Annotated in this window: 11 protein-coding genes and 1 tRNA gene; 7 read left to right on the forward strand and 5 right to left on the reverse strand. The window is 65.8% G+C overall.

Annotation, left to right across the window (positions count from 1 at the left end; all coding sequences use genetic code 11):
• Window positions 1–79: 79 nt before the first annotated feature.
• From ACZ1I5_RS10385 to lon, 5 genes are all read right to left on the reverse strand, one after another.
• A complete protein-coding gene (locus ACZ1I5_RS10385; RefSeq protein ID WP_465173612.1) occupies window positions 80–2,797 on the reverse strand; it encodes a TonB-dependent receptor domain-containing protein in 2,718 nt (905 codons plus the stop codon).
• A gap of 78 nt (window positions 2,798–2,875) precedes the next feature.
• Complete coding sequence (locus tag ACZ1I5_RS10390; RefSeq protein WP_465173613.1) at window positions 2,876–4,444, reverse strand: hypothetical protein; 1,569 nt, start codon at window positions 4,442–4,444, stop codon at window positions 2,876–2,878.
• Window positions 4,445–4,681: 237 nt separating this feature from the next.
• Window positions 4,682–4,756 (reverse strand) — tRNA-Val (locus tag ACZ1I5_RS10395).
• Between the two features lie 143 nt (window positions 4,757–4,899).
• Window positions 4,900–5,172 (reverse strand): HU family DNA-binding protein, encoded by a 273-nt coding sequence (locus ACZ1I5_RS10400; RefSeq protein ID WP_272627303.1) that lies wholly within the window; start codon window positions 5,170–5,172, stop codon window positions 4,900–4,902.
• A 159-nt stretch (window positions 5,173–5,331) separates the two neighbouring features.
• Window positions 5,332–7,728, reverse strand: a complete 2,397-nt coding sequence (gene lon / locus ACZ1I5_RS10405) for an endopeptidase La (protein ID WP_465173614.1) — start codon at window positions 7,726–7,728, stop codon at window positions 5,332–5,334.
• A gap of 132 nt (window positions 7,729–7,860) precedes the next feature.
• Here lon and ACZ1I5_RS10410 point away from each other — a divergent pair, with 132 nt between their 5' ends.
• The 7 genes from ACZ1I5_RS10410 to ACZ1I5_RS10440 all read left to right on the forward strand — a co-directional run bounded on the left by ACZ1I5_RS10410 (window position 7,861) and on the right by ACZ1I5_RS10440 (window position 17,803).
• The gene (locus tag ACZ1I5_RS10410) at window positions 7,861–9,579 is read left to right on the forward strand and encodes a M1 family metallopeptidase (protein WP_465173615.1); all 1,719 of its coding nucleotides are present in this window, start codon (window positions 7,861–7,863) and stop codon (window positions 9,577–9,579) included.
• A gap of 10 nt (window positions 9,580–9,589) precedes the next feature.
• The gene (locus ACZ1I5_RS10415) at window positions 9,590–10,192 is read left to right on the forward strand and encodes a methyltransferase family protein (RefSeq protein WP_465173616.1); all 603 of its coding nucleotides are present in this window, start codon (window positions 9,590–9,592) and stop codon (window positions 10,190–10,192) included.
• Between the two features lie 62 nt (window positions 10,193–10,254).
• On the forward strand, window positions 10,255–10,860 hold the full coding sequence (locus ACZ1I5_RS10420; protein ID WP_465173617.1) for a phytanoyl-CoA dioxygenase family protein: 606 nt from the start codon (window positions 10,255–10,257) through the stop codon (window positions 10,858–10,860).
• Between the two features lie 182 nt (window positions 10,861–11,042).
• Complete coding sequence (locus ACZ1I5_RS10425; protein WP_465173618.1) at window positions 11,043–13,433, forward strand: TonB-dependent receptor; 2,391 nt, start codon at window positions 11,043–11,045, stop codon at window positions 13,431–13,433.
• A 35-nt stretch (window positions 13,434–13,468) separates the two neighbouring features.
• Window positions 13,469–14,563, forward strand: a complete 1,095-nt coding sequence (locus tag ACZ1I5_RS10430; protein WP_465173619.1) for an esterase-like activity of phytase family protein — start codon at window positions 13,469–13,471, stop codon at window positions 14,561–14,563.
• A 72-nt stretch (window positions 14,564–14,635) separates the two neighbouring features.
• Window positions 14,636–15,637, forward strand: coding sequence for a LacI family DNA-binding transcriptional regulator (locus ACZ1I5_RS10435; protein ID WP_465173620.1), 1,002 nt, complete (start codon window positions 14,636–14,638; stop codon window positions 15,635–15,637).
• Between the two features lie 135 nt (window positions 15,638–15,772).
• Window positions 15,773–17,803: an elongation factor G gene (locus ACZ1I5_RS10440; protein ID WP_465173621.1), complete on the forward strand. Its 2,031-nt coding sequence runs from the start codon at window positions 15,773–15,775 to the stop codon at window positions 17,801–17,803.
• Window positions 17,804–17,820: the final 17 nt, after the last annotated feature.

The following is a 17,820-nucleotide window of genomic DNA, read 5'->3' on the forward strand; positions in this document are numbered from 1 at the left end:
TCCGCGCGACCGGCGATCACAGAAAAACCCCGGCCGCGCGGCGGCGCGGCCGGGGTCAGTTTCCCCTTTTCTGGCGTGATCAGAAGTTGATGCCGATCCCCAGCGAGAATTTCGCGCCGACATCGTAGCGGTTGTAATAGATCCGGTTGTCACCGAGCTCCTGGAACTCCTGATATTTGGTGCCCAGGATGTTGCGCGCGGTGAACTTCAGCTCCGTATCGAGCCCGAACAGCTTCACACCCTGACGCGCGACGAAGTCGAAATCGACGCCCGGCTGTTCGTAGATGTCCGGCTGGCCCGAGGGGCCGCGGCTCGTCACGCGCTTGCTGGCATAGTTCACGAGGAAGGTGAACTGGGACAGCTTTTCCTTGTCCTCGATGCCGAGCTGCAGATTGACGAGGTGCTCCGATTGGCCAGTCATCGGCGCGCCATCGCGGAAGAAACTGGCGGCGGCGAGCGGCACGCCGTTCACGACCGCGAGATCACCCGCCTGGACCTTCAGCTTCGACTTCGAATAGGTATAGTTCGCGATCGCCACTAGGCGGCGGCTGGCGAAGAAATTGCCGCCGAACCAGTCAGCCATGTCGAAATGCTTCTGCGCCTCGAACTCGGCGCCGTAGAGAGTCGCCTCGGGAGCATTGGCGAAGCTGGTGTTGACCGACCCGTCCGAGTTGAAGGACGAGAAGGCCTCGATCGGGCGATCGATCTTCTTGTAGAAGCCGCCGAGCATGATGCGCTGGTCGCGTGCGAAGAACCATTCGTAGCGCGCCTCGGCATTGGTCAGCTTGCTGTCGACCAGCGACGGGTTGCCGCGGAACTGACGGTTCGAGTCAGTGTCGAGATAGATTTGCGACACGAGTTCGCGGAATTGCGGCCGGGCAATCGTCTTCGACGCGCTCGCGCGCACCTGCATGTTGTTGGCGACTTCCCAGGTCAGGGTAGCAGCCGGCAGCCAGTAATCGTTCTTCAGGTTAGTCTCGACGATCGCGGTGCTGACCGTGCCGAACAGGTTGATCGGCAGCACCGTCTGTTTCGCCGTCTCGTAGCGGACGCCGACGTCGAACTTCAGCCCGGGAATGACCTCGGCCTTGATCTGGCCATAGCCTGCATGGGTGCGCAGTTTGGCCTCGAACGCCGCCGTGCCGGCCGAACCGGAGGTTTCGAGCAGGACGATATCGAACGACTGGATCGTATAGTCGGACAGCAGGTAGTCCGGGCGCAGCTGGCGCACGCTGATCGGCAGGTTCGAACCACGATAGGTGAAGTCGCGGCGAGTCGAGGTGCGGTCGGTATCCGAATAGGCATAGCCGACCGTCGCGGTGATCTCCGGCGTGAACTTGTACGACAGGTCGGCGCCGCCCGAGTAGAGATTCTCGTTGAGGTCGCTGAACGATACCGTCGCGGTACCTTCCTGGTTGTTGCCACCCAGATCGTTGACGTACTTGTTGCCCGTCGGATCCGACGTCAGCGGCTGGTTGGTCCGGACATAGGTGAAGCTGCGCTCGTACGGCGCCTCACGCTGGGTGTTCGCATAGCCGCCGCGCAGATCGAGGCTGAGATTGTCGAAGCGGAACTCGCCGGTCAGCTGGGTATCGATCAGCTGACGCTCGTACCAGCCGGTGTCCTGAACCATCAGGTCGCGATTGGCCGAGATGAAGCGGTTGCCGACGCCGAGCCGACCCTGCTTCAGGGTGTCGCGGATATAGAGGTTGGTCCAGCGGACCTTGTTCTCGTCAAATTCGAGGCCAAGGCCGAGCAGGCCGCTCACCACGACGCGATTGTCGGTGATCACGCGGTTGAAGTTGTTGTCCGGCACCGACAGGTCGGCAGCACCGGCGGTCTGCTGCAGCGACTGGCGGGTGCGCCAGGTATTGGCGATGCTGGCCGACGCGATCACGCCGAGCAGCGTATCGCCCAGATTGATCGAGGCGCCGCCCGACAGATCGCCCGAAAAGTTGACCGGGATATTGTCGTTGCGCTGCAGGACGGTGGTCCGCGCATTCGCAAGGCTGGAGGCAAGCAGGCCGATCTGCTCGACCGAAAAGTCCGGGCCAACGGTGATCAGCTTGCCGCTGTCCAGCGCGTTCTGGAAGTTGGTCGGGAGCGTGCGCGTCCCATTGTCGAAGCCGGTCCAGTCGAGACGGCTGCCCGCATAGGTGTAGCCGAGCTGCCCGGTGGTCACCGTATCGCCGCTGACCGAGGCACCGACCGACAGAAAGGCCTCGCGCGGGATCGCCTTGGTCGTCAGGTTGACGACACCACCGCCGAATTCGCCGGGGAAATTGGCCGAATAGCTCTTCTGCACATAGGAGGAGGCGATCACGCTGGTCGGGAAGATGTCCAGCGGAACGACGCGCTTGAGCGGCTCGGGGCTGGGCAGCGGGGAGCCGTTGAGCAGGGCGAGCGAATAGCGGTCGCCGAGACCGCGCACATAGACATAGCCGTTGCCGACCACGCTGAGGCCGGTGACGCGAGTCAGCGCGCCGGCGATGTCGCCCTCGCCCGTCCGCGCGATGTCGGCGCTGGACAGCACCGAAGCGACCTGCGGGGTAGCGCGCACGACGTTGGGCACGTTGCGGCCCACGACGACGATGTCGGGGCCGGTATCGTCACCGCCGCCGGGAATGGAAACATCGGCCTGCTCTTCCTGCTGCGGCGCCGGATCGGCGGCCGTTGCGGAATCAGCGGCAGGAGTCGTGCTTTGCGTCGCGCCAGGTGCCGTCTGAGCGAAAGCGGCCGGGGACACCAGAGCGGTGGAAACGAGGAGCAAGCTCGCCAGGCTAAGCGGCTTCGACATGTATTATCCCCCGGGGTAGGTTTACTTGAGAAATGACGGGGCGACGCAACCGCGCCGCCCCGTTTGACCGATCGGCGATCAGCTGGTCGGCAGGGTGGTGCAGGCCTGGCTCGTCGCGCCGAAGTTCAGCGTCGAGGAGTTGCAGGTCCAGCCGGCATACCAGGTGTCGGTCGAGTCCTTGACCGCGCCGACATAGCCCGGCGAGGTGAAGAAGCTGCCGAGCGTCGCCGCCGCGAAGGCCGGACGAGCGGTTTCGTTGGCACCGTTGATGAAGCCGCTGGTCAGGCTCGGCGTGTAGGTCGAGCTGTTGTTGGTGCCGGCTTCAAATGCGGTACGAACCTGTGCATCGGTCACGCCGCTGTTCCCGAGGAACGGATTGGCTGCGCACTGCATGTTGATCGAGTGGAACACCGGCGGGCCGGCTTCGTCGAGGGCCGCATCGGCGGCACGGAGCGTGTTTGCACGGCTGATGCGCAGGCAGGCCAGGCTCGGGCTGACGACGACGCCGTTGACCATCGTGTAGTCGGTGCTGCCGCGCAGCAGGATCGCCGCGAGGTCGGCGCCGGTGGTCGAGCGCTGGATGAAAGTGAAGTTCGCGAGGCGCGTGTTCTGCCGCGGCGTGTTCTCTTCCAGCGTGTTGTCCGAGTCAGCCTCGATCATCGCGTCGCCGAGACCGGTGCGCTGGGCCGCGATCACGAACTGGATGAAGCCCTTGTAGCCGACGTCGGTGTCGAGATTGTCGTCCTCGTTGCCGGTCAGCACCAGATATTTCAGGTTCGGACGGCCGCCGAAGATCTCGATGCCGTCGTCCGAGCTGTTATGGACCTGGATATGGTCGAGCACGGTCTCGCTGCCGACGCCCGACGGGGTCAGGCCCTGGAGTTCCGACGCCGCCGAGAGGATGAAGCCCGAATAGCGGATCTGGACATATTGCATGCGGCCGCTGTTGTCGGCCGGGGTCGCGCCGCCATAGAGCGCGTTGCTGGTTCCTTCAGTGTCACGCTCGCAGGCGGTGGTGCCCGGCGTGGCCAGCGGTGCAAGGCAGTCAGTGATCGGCGCGCGGCCGAGCAGGACGACGCCGCCCCACAGCTGCGACGTATCGTCGGTCGCCGAACCGGTCACGTTGCCGCGGCCGGTGAAGATGATCGGGCGGGTCACCGAACCGACTGCGTCGATGCGGTTGCCGCGGTTGACCGCCAGGAAGGACACGCCGGTCGCGCCGAAGATCACCACGCCCGGATCGATCGTCAGCGTGACGTTGTTGCCGGTGCTCGCCGCGCCCTGATCGGTGCCTACATCGACACGGCCAGGCAGCGAGTAGATCACGCCGGTGGTGCGGGCGATCTGGGTGTTGGCGGTGAAGCGGGCCGGGAAGGCGCAGTTGCGATATTCGCCGGTCGGGCCGGAAATGGTGCCGGCATTGATCAGCTGATCCGGGCCGGGGATGGCCGGGCAGGCAGCGGCCGGAGTCACCAGCACGGGGCCGGTCGGCGTCGGGGTCGGGGTCGGCGCGGGAGCCGGGGTGGGAGCCGGAACGACAATCACGCCTTCGCCTGGCGAAGCGATGTCGCTCGCGCCGCAACCCGAAAGGGCTGCCGCCGCGCAGCTGGTCAAAAGAATGAGGCTAACGCGCTTGAAGCTGGCCATAAGGTCTCCGTTCGATCTGTGGGTGAGAGCGGGCACGCTCTCCGGATCGACTCGGTGTTCCCCCTGTCGACCACGAGCCCCCGCTAGGGACGGCCCGTGACTCCTCGGTGCGGATTCGAAGACTCAACGGCGACAATATCGTGTCAGATTGATGACTGATATTGCAGATAGATGACGCACCAGAGAGCGCGACGCGAAAAACCCGCCGGTCGCCAACGACCGGCGGGTTTGAAAAACTGGTGGGCGCGACAGGGATTGAACCTGTGACCCCACCCGTGTGAAGGGTGTGCTCTACCGCTGAGCTACGCGCCCATCGCGATTCCCCGAAAGGGCCGCAATGTCTTCGCCGGCGTTGCCGCCAACGGAATAGGGCGGCGTCGCCGCCGCCCCTGATGTCATCGCCTTAGAAAAGGGGCCGCGGCTTGTCCAGCCCCGGCGCCCATATCATTCGTCGATCAGTTGACCGAATCCTTCAGGCCCTTGCCCGCCTTGAACTTGGGCTGCGACGACGCCTTGATCGTCATCGGCTCACCGGTGCGCGGGTTGCGGCCCGTCGAGGCCTTGCGCTTGCTGACGGAGAAAGTGCCGAAACCGACCAGACGAACCTCGTCACCCTTTTTCAGTGCAGCCGAAATCGCATCGAACACTGCCTCGACCGCCTTGCTGGCATCGCCCTTGCCCAGTCCGGACGCGTCGGCGACCGATCCGATCAATTCCTGCTTGTTCATGCCGAAAGAACCCCCGTCTTGAAAAATGATACATTGAAATGAGTCGCGGCGCATAGCCGGTGGTACAGTAAGGCGGCTCAATCCGGGGCTGTCAAAACAAAACGACCTAAAATTTCGCCTAAAGGGGCGAAATTCAGGCCGTTTCGCTTGACAGCTTGATTAATGATGGAGTTCGCCGCCGATCGGCGCCACGCCGGCCGGAGGCTGGGCCGCGAGGTCATCCGCCTCGGTCCAGTCGATCGCCGTCAGCGGACCGGTCAGCGCAAGCCGCAGCACCTCGTCGACATGCGCGACGGGGATGATGGTCAGCCCTTCGCGAATGTTCGCCGGGATCTCGGCCAGGTCCTTCTCATTCTCCTGCGGAATCAGCACGGTGGTGATGCCGCCGCGCAAGGCCGCGAGCAGCTTCTCCTTGAGCCCGCCGATTGGGAGCACCCGGCCACGCAGGGTCACCTCGCCCGTCATCGCGACGTCGCGCCGCACCGGCACGCCGGTCAGCGTGGAGATGATCGCGGTGACGATGCCGATGCCCGCCGACGGCCCGTCCTTGGGAACGGCGCCCTCGGGCAGATGGATGTGCACGTCCTTGCGGGCGAACACGCTCGGCTTGATGCCGTAGCTGGGCGACCGCGCCTTGATGAAGCTGAACGCGGTCTCGATCGACTCCTTCATCACGTCGCCGAGCTTGCCGGTCACCTTGGCCGAACCCTTGCCGGGCACGGTCACGCTTTCGATCGTCAGCAACTCGCCGCCGACTTCCGTCCAGGCGAGCCCCGTCACCGCGCCGACCTGATTCTCTTCCTCACCCAGGCCGTGGCGATATTTCTTCACGCCCGCGAACTCGGCGAGATTGTCGGGCGTGATCGTCACGCTGGTGGTCTTGCCTTCGAGAATCTGGCGCAGCGCCTTCCGCGCCAGCTTGGCGATCTCACGCTCGAGCGTGCGCACGCCGGCTTCGCGCGTATAATATTGGATCAGCGCGCGCAGCCCCTCGGTGGTGAGCGTGAACTCGCCGTCCTTCAGGCCGTGCGCCTCGACCTGCTTGGCGACCAGGTGCCGCTCCGCGATCTCGACCTTCTCGTCCTCAGTATACCCCTCGAGCCGGATGATCTCCATGCGGTCGAGCAAGGGCTGCGGCAGGTTGAGCGTGTTGGCGGTCGTCACGAACATGACGTCCGACAGGTCGATGTCGATCTCGAGATAATGATCCTGGAACTTCGAATTCTGCTCCGGGTCGAGCACCTCGAGCAAAGCCGAGGCGGGATCGCCGCGGAAATCCTGGCCGAGCTTGTCGATCTCGTCGAGCAGGAACAGCGGGTTGGACGTGCCGGCCTTTTTCAGGTTGGTCACGATCTTGCCCGGTAGCGAGCCGATATAGGTCCGCCGGTGGCCCCGAATCTCGGCTTCGTCGCGCACGCCGCCGAGCGACTGGCGGATGAACTCGCGCCCGGTCGCCTTCGCGATCGACTTGCCGAGCGAGGTCTTGCCCACGCCGGGCGGGCCGACGAGGCACAGGATCGGACCCTTCAGCTTGTTGGTGCGCGCCTGGACCGCGAGATATTCGATGATCCGGTCCTTGACCTTCTCCAGCGCATAATGATCCTCGTCGAGGATCGCCTGCGCGGCGGAGATGTCCTTCTTGATCTTCGACTTCTTGCCCCAGGGCAGGCCCAGCAGCACGTCGAGATAATTGCGCACGACGGTCGCCTCGGCGGACATCGGCGCCATCGTCTTCATCTTCTTGAGCTCGGCGGTCGCCTTGGTGCGGGCTTCCTTGGAGAGCTTGAGCGTCGCGATCTTCTGAGTCAGCTCGGCGATCTCGTCGCCCTCGCCTTCCTCGCCCTCATTGCCCAGCTCGCGCTGAATCGCCTTGAGCTGCTCGTTGAGATAATATTCGCGCTGCGTCTTCTCCATCTGGCGCTTGACGCGACTCTTGATCTTCTTCTCGACCTGCAGGACGCCAAGCTCGCCTTCCATGAAGGCGAAGGCCATTTCCAGGCGGCGCGAAGGATCGGCTTCGACCAGCAGCGACTGCTTGTCGGAGACCTTCACCGAGATATTCGCAGCGACCGCGTCGGCCAGGCGCGACGCATCCTCGATCTCGCCGAGCTGCACCGCGGTCTCGGCCGGCAGCTTGCGGTTGAGCTTGGCGTAATTCTCGAACTGGTCGACCACCGAGCGCATCAGCGCCGAGACTTCATTGCCTTCGGCAACGGCCTCCTCGACGGTCGCGACGGTCGCGGTCAGATAGGTGTCGGTCGCCGACAAGGTGTCGAGCGACGCGCGGACCTTGCCCTCCACCAGCACGCGCACGGTGCCGTCCGGGAGCTTCAGCAGCTGGAGCACGGTGGCGGTGACGCCGATGTCGTAGAGGTCCTCGCGCTCTGGATCGTCCTCGGCGGGGTCGAGCTGGGCGACGAGGAAGATTTCCTTGTCGGCGGCCATCGCCGCTTCAAGGGCCGCGACCGACTTGTCGCGGCCAACGAACAACGGCACGATCATGTGCGGGAAGACGACGATATCGCGAAGCGGCAGGACTGGGTAGGATTGGGTCATGGATACTCCGGCAGCGCCTGAACGAGGCGCCAGTTCTCCCTTATATGGTGCTGTTGACCAATCCATCAATCGCCGAACGTTTTTAGCGGCCATATCGACTGTGCTTACCGAATGCTGAGGTACGAAATTCCCATGCTCCTGAAACCTGCCCTGGCGCTCGCCGCGCTGTCGCTCACCGCCGCGACCGCCCTCCCGAAAAAAGGCGAGCCGCCGATCACCGAGCAGACTCAACGATCGGGCGGTGTCATCGACCCCGACCAGGCCAGGCTGAAGTTCGACCATGCCGACCTGAAGTTCGAGGTGCTGCCGGCGACGCAGGAACTGCATGGACTCGCCACATTGACCTTCACCGCCAAGGCACCGCTGACGCGGCTGCTGATCGACCTCGACAGGAATATCGCGCCCAGCGCCGTCGCGATCGACGGTACGCCGCTCCCCAAGAGCGATTTCTCCGATACAGACGGCCGGCTGACGATCACGCTGCCGAGAACCGTCGCCGCCGGCGAGCAGGTCGTCGCGACGATCACCTATGGCGGTACGCCGCATGTCGCGGTGAACGCGCCCTGGGACGACGGCATGGTCTGGGCGAAGACGCCGGACGGACGGCCCTGGTTCGCGACCACCGCGGAGGGTTATGGCTGCGACCTGTTCTGGCCCTGTCTCGACTTCCCCACCGGCGAGCCCGAGAACGTCACCTTGCACATCACCGTGCCCAAGGGACTGAAGGCGCCGTCCAACGGCAAGCTGATCGGGGTCGATACGCTGCCGGACGGGCGCACCACCTGGAACTGGAGCGTGCGCCAGCCCAACACCTATGGCATCGCGCTGAACGTCGGACCGTATGAGGAGATCTCGGGCATCTACAAGAGCCGCTACGGCAACGAAATCCCGATGTTCTATTGGTATCTGCCGGGCGAGGAAGCGAAGGCGAAGGGCTTGTTCGCCGAATTCGCCCCCACGCTCGACTTCTTCGAGAGCGAGATTGGCCCCTACCCGTTCGGCGACGAGAAGCTCGGCGTGGTCGAGACGCCGCACAAGGGCATGGAGCACCAGACGATCAATGCCTATGGCAATGAATATGCCAAGGCGCCGGAAGGTTTCGACTGGCTGTTCCACCATGAATTCGCCCATGAATATTTCGGCAACCAGCTGACGGCGGCGAACTGGGACGATTACTGGCTGCACGAGGGCTATGGCTCGTACATGCAGCCCTATTACGGGCTGTGGCGCGAGGGCAGCGCGCGCTATGCGACGATGCTCGACGATCAACGCAACAAGATCGCCAACCTCCAGCCGCTCATCTCCGGCAAAGTCCGCACCGAGGAGGAGGTCTATGAGACCGCCAAGGGTGGTCCGGCCCAGGACATTTATTACAAGGGATCGTGGATGCTCCACACCCTGCGCAACCTGATCGGCGATGCGGCATTTCGCGACGTGACCCGGCTCGCCGTCTATGGCCGGATCGACCCGAAGCCGGGCAATTTCTCGCCGCGCTTCGGATCGTCGCTGGAATATGAAGGCTTCGTCAAGCAGGTGACCGGCGAGGACTATGGCTGGTTCTTCGATGTCTATCTGCGCAAGGCCGCGCTCCCCGAGCTGGTCGAGACCCGCGACGGCGGCATGCTGAACTTGAGCTGGAAGGCGCCCGACGGCCTCCCCTTCCCCATGCCGGTCGAGGTGCAGATCGATGACGAGGTCGAGCGGCTGGCGATGACCGGGGGCAAGGACAGTATCGCGGTCGCGCCCGGCGCGCATGTCGTGATCGACCCGGCTGCCCGAATCCTCAAACGCTCCAGGGCGCTGGAGGAATACAAGGCGTGGAAGGCAGCGCCGGGGAAAGCTAAATATTAGGAGGAGTGCGATGACCCTGTTCCCCATCGATCCGGTCGGACTACCCGGCCTCGCGGCGCTGGCCCTTGGCTTCCTTGCCTTCTTCACGGCGCTGATGGCTGCGCGGTACCGGGCGACCAGGGTGCCCAAGGTGGCCGATGCGAGCAGCAACCGGGCGTCCTGGATCTGGATCGCCGTGCAGGGCCTGGGCATCGCCATCGCCGGTTATGGCCGGATCGACGTATCGCTCGACCCGATGTCGGCCAGGACGATCATCGAGGGGGTCGCGGTATTCGTGCTGATGCTCGGCGCGGTCGGCCTGTTCCACGCCTCGTCGCGGACGATGGGCAAGAACTGGAGCCTGGTCGCGCGCACCCGCGAGGATCATCAGCTGGTGCAGACCGGCCCCTTCGCGGTGGTGCGCCACCCCATCTATGTCGCGCTGTTCCTGTTCATGATCGCGATGGCCGTCGCTTATGGCCACACCCGCAACCTGATGATCGCGGTGCCGGTCTATGCCATCGCAACCTGGCTGCGCGTGCGGCATGAGGAACGGCTGCTGCGCGGCCAGTTCGGCGCGGACTACGACGCCTATGCGGCGCGGGTGAAGCGATTCGTGCCGGGGGTTTTCTGACGGAGAAGCTGACCTTCGCGAGGGACGGTGCCGAGCGCTTCCCCTCCGCGGCGGCCCCATCGTTGCCGGAGATCGAGGCGATCGTCACGACTCTCGATCCCGACCGCGCCGGCATCCGGCTGCACGGTATCGAGGGGTTACGCGGCGTCCTCGATCCCGCCGGCCCGATCGCCAGGATCGCCGCCGATGCGATTGGCGCCGGCGCGCGCCCGGTTCGCGCGATCCTGTTCGACAAGACCGCCGCCACCAACTGGGCGCTGGGCTGGCATCAGGACCGGACGATCGTCGTAGCCGAGCGGCGCGACGTCGCCGGTTTCGGGCCGTGGACGGTCAAGGCCGGGCTGCTTCATGTCGCGCCACCGTTCGAGCTGCTGGCGGGCATGGTGACGTTGCGGGTTCATCTCGACCCCGTCGGTCCGGATAATGCGCCACTGCTCGTCGCGCCGGGATCGCATCGCTTTGGGCGGGTGGCGGAAGACGACATCGATGCCGTAGTGGCCGAGTGCGGGATTGCCGAATGCCTCGCGGACGATGGCGATGTCTGGCTGTATGCCACGCCAATCCTTCATGCGTCCGATGCGGCCGTTCACCCCCGGCGACGGCGGGTTCTGCAGGTGGACTATGCCCCGGAGACGCTGCCGGGGGGACTTGCATGGCTGGGCATTTAACCCCGCCCAGCATGGCGGTTTACGCAAGGTAGCTAGAGCCCTGCCCAATCCATTTCAGGTCCAAAGTCAGTGCAAATCGATGGCTTCACGACGGCCGTCCCATTTTTAGTGAAACGTTTCACTAAATAGTCACATCACCATGCGAGAGGCGCCCCATCAGACCTTCAGGGGGAACGCCGACCATGCCCGATCTATTCCTTTCCGCTCCGCTCTCGCCCCGCCGCCTGTTGCTTGGCGTGACGCTGGCCGCGCTCGCCGCCGGGCAGGCGCAGGCGCAGGCGCAGGACGCGACGTCTCCGCCCGTGCCGGCCGCCAGGGAACAGGACGACATCGTCGTGACCGCGGCGCGTGTGGGCGCCGGCGAAAGTCGCGCCGTGCTGGTGCTCGGGCGCGACGATATCGACGGCCGTCCGTTCGGCGCCGACATCACCCAGAGCCTCAACAAGATCCCCGGCGTCCAGGCGACGACCGGCGATGCGCGCGGCGGCAGCTTCTCGTTCGAATTCGCCATGCGCGGGCTTAACAAGGAACAGGTCGGCTTCACCCTCGACGGCATTCCCACGGGCGACGCGCGTTTCAACGGTGGCTCGCCGCCCCAGCGCTTCATCGAAACGAGCAATATCCGCCGCATCACCGTATCGCAGAGCGCCGGCGATCTCGGCGCGCCCTCGCGCTTCGCGCTGGGCGGCTTTGTCGACTTCACCACCGACGATCCGTCGCTGCGCCCAAGCGCCGCGTTCGAGGCGGGCTATGGGTCCTATGATTTCTGGCGCAGCTATTTCCGCGTCGATACCGGCGAGATCGCGCCCGGCCTGTCCGCCTATGCCAGCTATTCCAATCAGGCGAACGATGTCTGGACCGGCCCGGCCAACCGCCATTCGCACCGCGAGCATGCCGAATTCAAGGCCGTGAAGACCTTCGAGGGCGGATCCTTCATCAAGGCGCGCGTGAGCTGGAACGACCAGCAGGATAATGATTTCAACATCATCTCGCTCGCCGAATTCCGTGCCGCTCCACGCTCGGACCAGGCCACCGACAGGCTGAGCGGCATTCCGGCGATCGACGTCAACTATGGCGGCGCACTTGGCGGCACGCGCCAGGATCTGCTCGCTTATGCCAATATGGGGCTTCAGGTCAGCGACAAGGTGCTGCTGACGGTCAATCCCTATTACCAGACATTGCGCGGTGAATCCTTCCGCTATCAGGATCGTGCCCGCGCCCTTGCCAGCGGCGATCCCTATGCGGTGACCGGCTATAATGCGAGCGGCGGCGCGATCCGCCCGGCGCTCACGACCCTGCGCAACAGCAACGTCGTGGGCGGGCCCGCCGACATGCGGGTCACGCCGCGTGATCGCGACCGCTATGGCGCCACTGCCGAACTCCGCCTCGACGATCTGATCGCCGGCAACCGCGTCCGCGTTGGCGGCTGGTGGGAAGGCGGCGAGTCGAGCGAGGAGCGGCGATTTTATCGCCTGATCGATCCCGCTTCGGGCATCACCTATGACCGCAGCGCGCTCAACTATGTCGAATATCGGCGCTGGACGAGCATCGAGACGACGATGCTCTACGCCCAGGATTCGGTTGCGCTGGTGCCGTGCCTGCTGCGCGTCGAACTGGGCGCCAACTGGATCAACGTGAAATACAAGGCGCGCTCGCCGCTCGAATACAAGGCCGAGCTCGACTTTTCGCAGCATTCGGACATCAACCCGAAGGTTGGCTTCACCCTGACCCCGATACGCGGAATCGAGGTCTATGGCGGTTATGCCCGGAACTTCGCCGGCATTCCCGAGGATGCGTTCCTCGGTTCCACCGCCGTGATCAGTCCAGGCGCGCTCGACCCGATCCAGTCGGAGAATATCGATCTCGGGGTGCGCTACACGACGGATCGCCTCGCGCTCTCGCTTCAGGCCTATTCCGTCGATCTCGCCAACAATATCGGCATCGTCCCCAACGATCCCGGCGCGACTGAGCCGGACGAGATCATCCGCGGGAATGTCGCGACTCGCGCCGCCAACATCGCCGGGCAGCGCACGCGCGGCATCGAAGCGACCGCGCTGGGCAATTTCGGCCCGGTCGATTTCTATACGAGCTATTCCTACCAGGACGCCAGGCACGACGATTTGCCGGTCGGTTCTCCCCAACGAGCGGCGCTTGCCGCAGTGGGCGTGATCGCGGGCGAGCGGGTGCGCAATATCCCGCGCCACAGTGCCTATGGCGAGATCGGCGTGACGCCGATCGAAGGCGCGCGCATCCAGGCCAATCTGCGATATGTCGGCGATCGCGTCGGCGGACACCTGGTGGCCGCGACGACCTTTCGCGAAGTCGGCGTGGAGACCATCCCGAGCTATGCCGTGGCAGGCGCCGGCGCGAGCTACACGCTGCGCGATACAGGGCCGTTCCGCGCGGTCACGCTGCAGTTCAACGTCGATAACCTGTTCGACAAGGCGTATATCGGATCGGTTTCCAGCTCCACCGCGACCCAGCCCGAATTCAGCCTGCCGGCGATCACGCTCGACCGCTATTTCCTCGGCGCGCCACGCACCTATACGCTGTCGTTCCGCGTCAAGTTCTGATGGGACGCCTCGCGTGCTGCGCCGCCTTGCCGGCAATGGCCCTGCTGGTCCTGGCCACGCAGGGAGGCGCGCAGGAGTGCCCGGCGGCGCTGGCGGCGGCCGCCGTCCGGCTGGTCGATACGATCGAGCTCGACCCGCATCGTTTCGACACGGGTTTCGGGGGTATCTCGGGGGTCGATTATGACGCCCGGCGGCGGCGCTGGCTGCTGCTGAGCGACGACCGTTCCGATCATGCGCCCGCTCGCTTCTACACGGCACGGCTCGCCCGCGCCGCGCATGGCCACTGGCGCGTGACCGATCGAGAGAGCGTGGCGCTGAGGGATGCACGGGGCGCGGTCTTTCCGTCGGCGGGGCAAGGGCGCGAAGCCGTCGATCCGGAGGCAGTCCGGGTCGCCCCCGATGGCCGCCGGCTGATCTGGTCGAGCGAAGGCGATATCAACCATGGTTATGGCCCCGTGATACGCTGGATGGACCGACAGGGGCGAACACAGGGCCAGGCGGCATTGCCGGCCAACCTCGCGCCCGACCCGACCGGGCGATCCGGGCCGCGCGACAATCGGACGATCGAGGGCCTGGACTTCACCCCGGACGGTGCCCTGTGGCTCGCCATGGAGGCACCGCTGATCGAGGATGGCCTGCCCGCCGGGGACGGTCGCAGCGCGCTGGTTCGCTTCATCAGGCTGGAGGCGGGCGCACCGAGGCGGCAATTCGCCTATCGCCTCGATGCGGTTCCGCCTCGCGCAACGGGCAAGGATGCGGACAATGGCATTTCCGAGATCCTCGCGCTCGACGATCGGCGCATGCTGGTGCTCGAACGCTCGGGCGCGCCCGTCGGCGGCGGGCGTTACCGTTTCCATTGCCGGCTCTATCTGGCGGACTTCACGGCCGCGACAGACGTCGCGGCGGTCGCGCGCCTCGAAGGGGCAGCCATCACGGTAGCGGCCAAGCGACTGCTGATCGACTTCGACGATCTTCCCGGCGATATGGGCAATCTGGAAGGCATGGCCTGGTGGCCTTCGCCGAGGCGCGACCGGATCGTGCTGGTCAACGACAACAATTTCGTCGGGGATGCGCCGACGCGGCTGGCAATTCTCGCGCTCAACCCCGCGCTGCCGGCACCGGCGCCCTGACCAGCGTGACGGTTGCTGGTGGCGGCATGCGACCCTATGCCGGTCGGCAGCTTCCCGAGTGCGCCCCATCCCATGCCTGACGTTCCTTCCAGCCGGCGACCGACGCTCAAGGACCTGGCCCGCGAAGCCGGCGTCTCGCTGGCAAGCGCTTCCTACGCCGTCAACGGCAACGGATCGGTCGGCGAGCAGACCCGCGCGCACATTCTCGCGGTGGCGCAGCGTATCGGCTATCGCCAGAACGTCGCCGCGCGGGCGATGAAGACGGGCCGATCGGGCACCCTGGCGCTGTTGCTGCCCGACCTGGCGAATCCGTTCTTCCCGGCACTGGCGCAAGCAATGTTCCGCGCGGCGCGGAGCCGCGGCCATGCGATGTTCCTGATCGATACCGAAGGCAATGAAGCGCTCGAACATGCTGCGCTCGCCAAGGCGACCGACCTGGGCGTTGACGGCCTGGTCTGGTTCCCGATCCGCGACAAGGATACGTCGCAAAGCGTGCTCGCGCATACCCCGACGGTCGTTCTCGATCGAACGCTGCCCGGCTATGCCACGGTCGGAGTCGACTATCTCGGTGCCGGCCGGATCGCCGCCCGGCATTTGCTCGACGCCGGGCATCGCCGGATCGGGATCATCTCGGGCCCGACCGACATCGCCAGCATGCGTGACCGCTGCGACGGCGCGGAGGCGCTGATCCGCGCCGAGGGCATGCTCGCCTTTCGGGTGCGCAATGCCTTTTCGGTCGACCTGGAGCCCGAGGCGCGCGCGGCGATCACGACGGGGGGCGCCACCGCCGTCTTCGCGGCCGCCGACGTCATCGCGATCGGCGCGCTGCGCCATGCGCAGGCAAGCGGCTTGCGTGTTCCGGAAGACCTTTCCGTCCTCGGCTTCGACGATATCCCGCTCGCGGAGCAGAGCCTGCCATCGCTTTCGACGATCGAGCTGCCGGTCGAGGAAATGGCGGAACGCGCGCTTTCCATGCTGACCGAACGGATCGCCGCGCCACGACCGCATGATGCGGAGATCTGCATGGTCGGCACCAGTCTCGTGCCTCGGGCGTCGGTCGCGTTCCTGACATAGGGCGGAATGCATTGCCGCCGGATCGGCGACTGAAATCCCGCCCCGCTCTTGCGTTCCGGGCGCTATAGGCAGACCGTCGCGACTCCCGACGACCGACCTTCGCTACGAAAGGCCGGCAGGACGAGGAGAGCGTGAGTGGACGAGATCCGCAGAGGCGCGAGAGCGATCGCGCTTGTTGGCCCCGCCGGCACGGGCAAGACCAGCCTTGGCGAAGCCCTGTTGTTCGCCGCCGGCGCCGTCCCGAGGCTTGGCGCGGTCGATGCCGGCAGCTGTGTCGGCGATGCCAGCCCCGAGGCGCGGGCAAGGGGCGGATCGACCGAACTCAACCTGCTGCGCTTCGACTGGATGGGCGACCGCTATCTGATCGCCGATGCGCCCGGCTCTCCCGCCTTCGCGACCGACATGGAGATGGCGCTGGCCGCCGCCGATCTGGCGCTGGTGGTGATCGATCCCGATCCGGCGCGGGCGCCGTTGATCGAGCCCACGCTGCGGCGGCTGGAAGCGATCGGCATCCCGCACGCGCTGTTCGTCAACAAGATCGACCAGGCGCGGGGCAGCATCGAGGATTTGCTGACCGCACTGCAGCCGATGAGCGCCGCCGCGCTGGTCGCGCGCCAGATCCCGATCCGCGCCGGCGAGCGCACCGCCGGGTTCGTCGATCTCGCGCTCGAACGCGCCTATCATTACCAACCGGGCAAACGCTCCGAGCAGGTCCCCCTCGCCGCGCATCTCAGGCAGGATGAGGCGGCGGCGCGTTTCCATATGCTCGAGCAGCTTGCCGATCATGACGATGTGCTGCTCGAACAGCTGCTATCGGACGAGGTGCCGAGCCTCGAGACGATCTTTGGCGACCTGGCGCGGGAGACCGCCGCGGGGCTGGTCGTGCCGGTGCTGTTCGGTTCGGCGCTCAACGGCTTCGGCATCCGCCGGTTGCTCAAGATGCTGCGCCACGACACGCCGACCGCCGCGCGGACCGCGGAGCGGATCGGCATCGCCGGTCCGGCGGTGCAGGTGCTCAAGATCTCGCACGGCAGCACGATCGGCCGACTGGCGATCGCGCGGGTGTTCGGCGGGCCGCTGAGCGAAGGCGCCGAACTGGTCGGGGGCGATGGCGAGGCGATGCGCGCGGGCGCGCTGTTCGCGCTTCAGGGTGGCGCGGCGACGCGGATCCAGCGCGCCGAGCCGGGCGAGATCGTCGGCATCGCCAAGGCCGATGCGGCGAGGGCCGGCGACCTGATCGGCATCGCCGCGCGACCCGAGGCGTTAGCCGCCGCCTCCCCGGTGCCGACCGCGAACCATGCGCTGGCCATCGCGGTCAAGGATCACAAGGACGAGGTCCGCCTGTCCACGTCGCTGAACAAGCTGGCCGAGGAAGATCCCGGGCTGCGCTGGGGCCAGGACGAGGGATCGCGCGAGACGCTGCTGCGAGGAATCAACGACGAGCATCTCGCGGTCGCGCTCGACCGGCTGAAGCGGCGCTACGGCGTGGCGATCTCGGCGCGGCCGCCCGCGGTTGCCTATCGCGAGACCATCAGGAAAGCCGCCAGCCAGCGCGGCCGGCACAAAAAACAGTCGGGCGGGCATGGCCAATATGGCGATGTGGTGATCGAGATCGCGCCGCTGGAGCGCGGACAGGGTTTCCGCTTCGACGACCGCATCACCGGCGGCGCGGTCCCGCGGCAATGGATCCCCGCCGTCGAGCAGGGCGTGCGCGACGCGATGGCGAAAGGACCGCTCGGCGTCGAGGTGGTGGATGTCGCGGTCGCGCTGGTCGACGGGTCGTTCCATGCGGTCGACAGCTCCGAACTGGCGTTCCGCACCGCGGGGCGGATCGCCATGGCGGAAGCGCTCGCCGCCGCGTCGCCCTATCTGCTCGAACCGATCGCGCAGGTGACGATTCACGCGCCGGGCAGCGCCAGCTCGCGCATCACCTCGGCGGTCGCCAGCCGGCGCGGACAGATGCTCGGCATGACGCCGCTGGCGGGCTGGTCGCGCTGGGACGTAATCGAGGTGCTGCTGCCCGATGCCGAGCTGCACGATCTCGATGCCGAACTCCGATCGCTGAGCCAGGGCATGGCGCGCTACACGGCGCATTTCGACCACCTGGCCCCGGTCGCGGGCAAGGTCGCCGAGGACATCGTGCAGCGGATCCAGCAACCGGCCTGATCCTTCCCGCTCTTGCG

The organism is Sphingomonas sp. BL-S-30 (assembly GCF_055521475.1).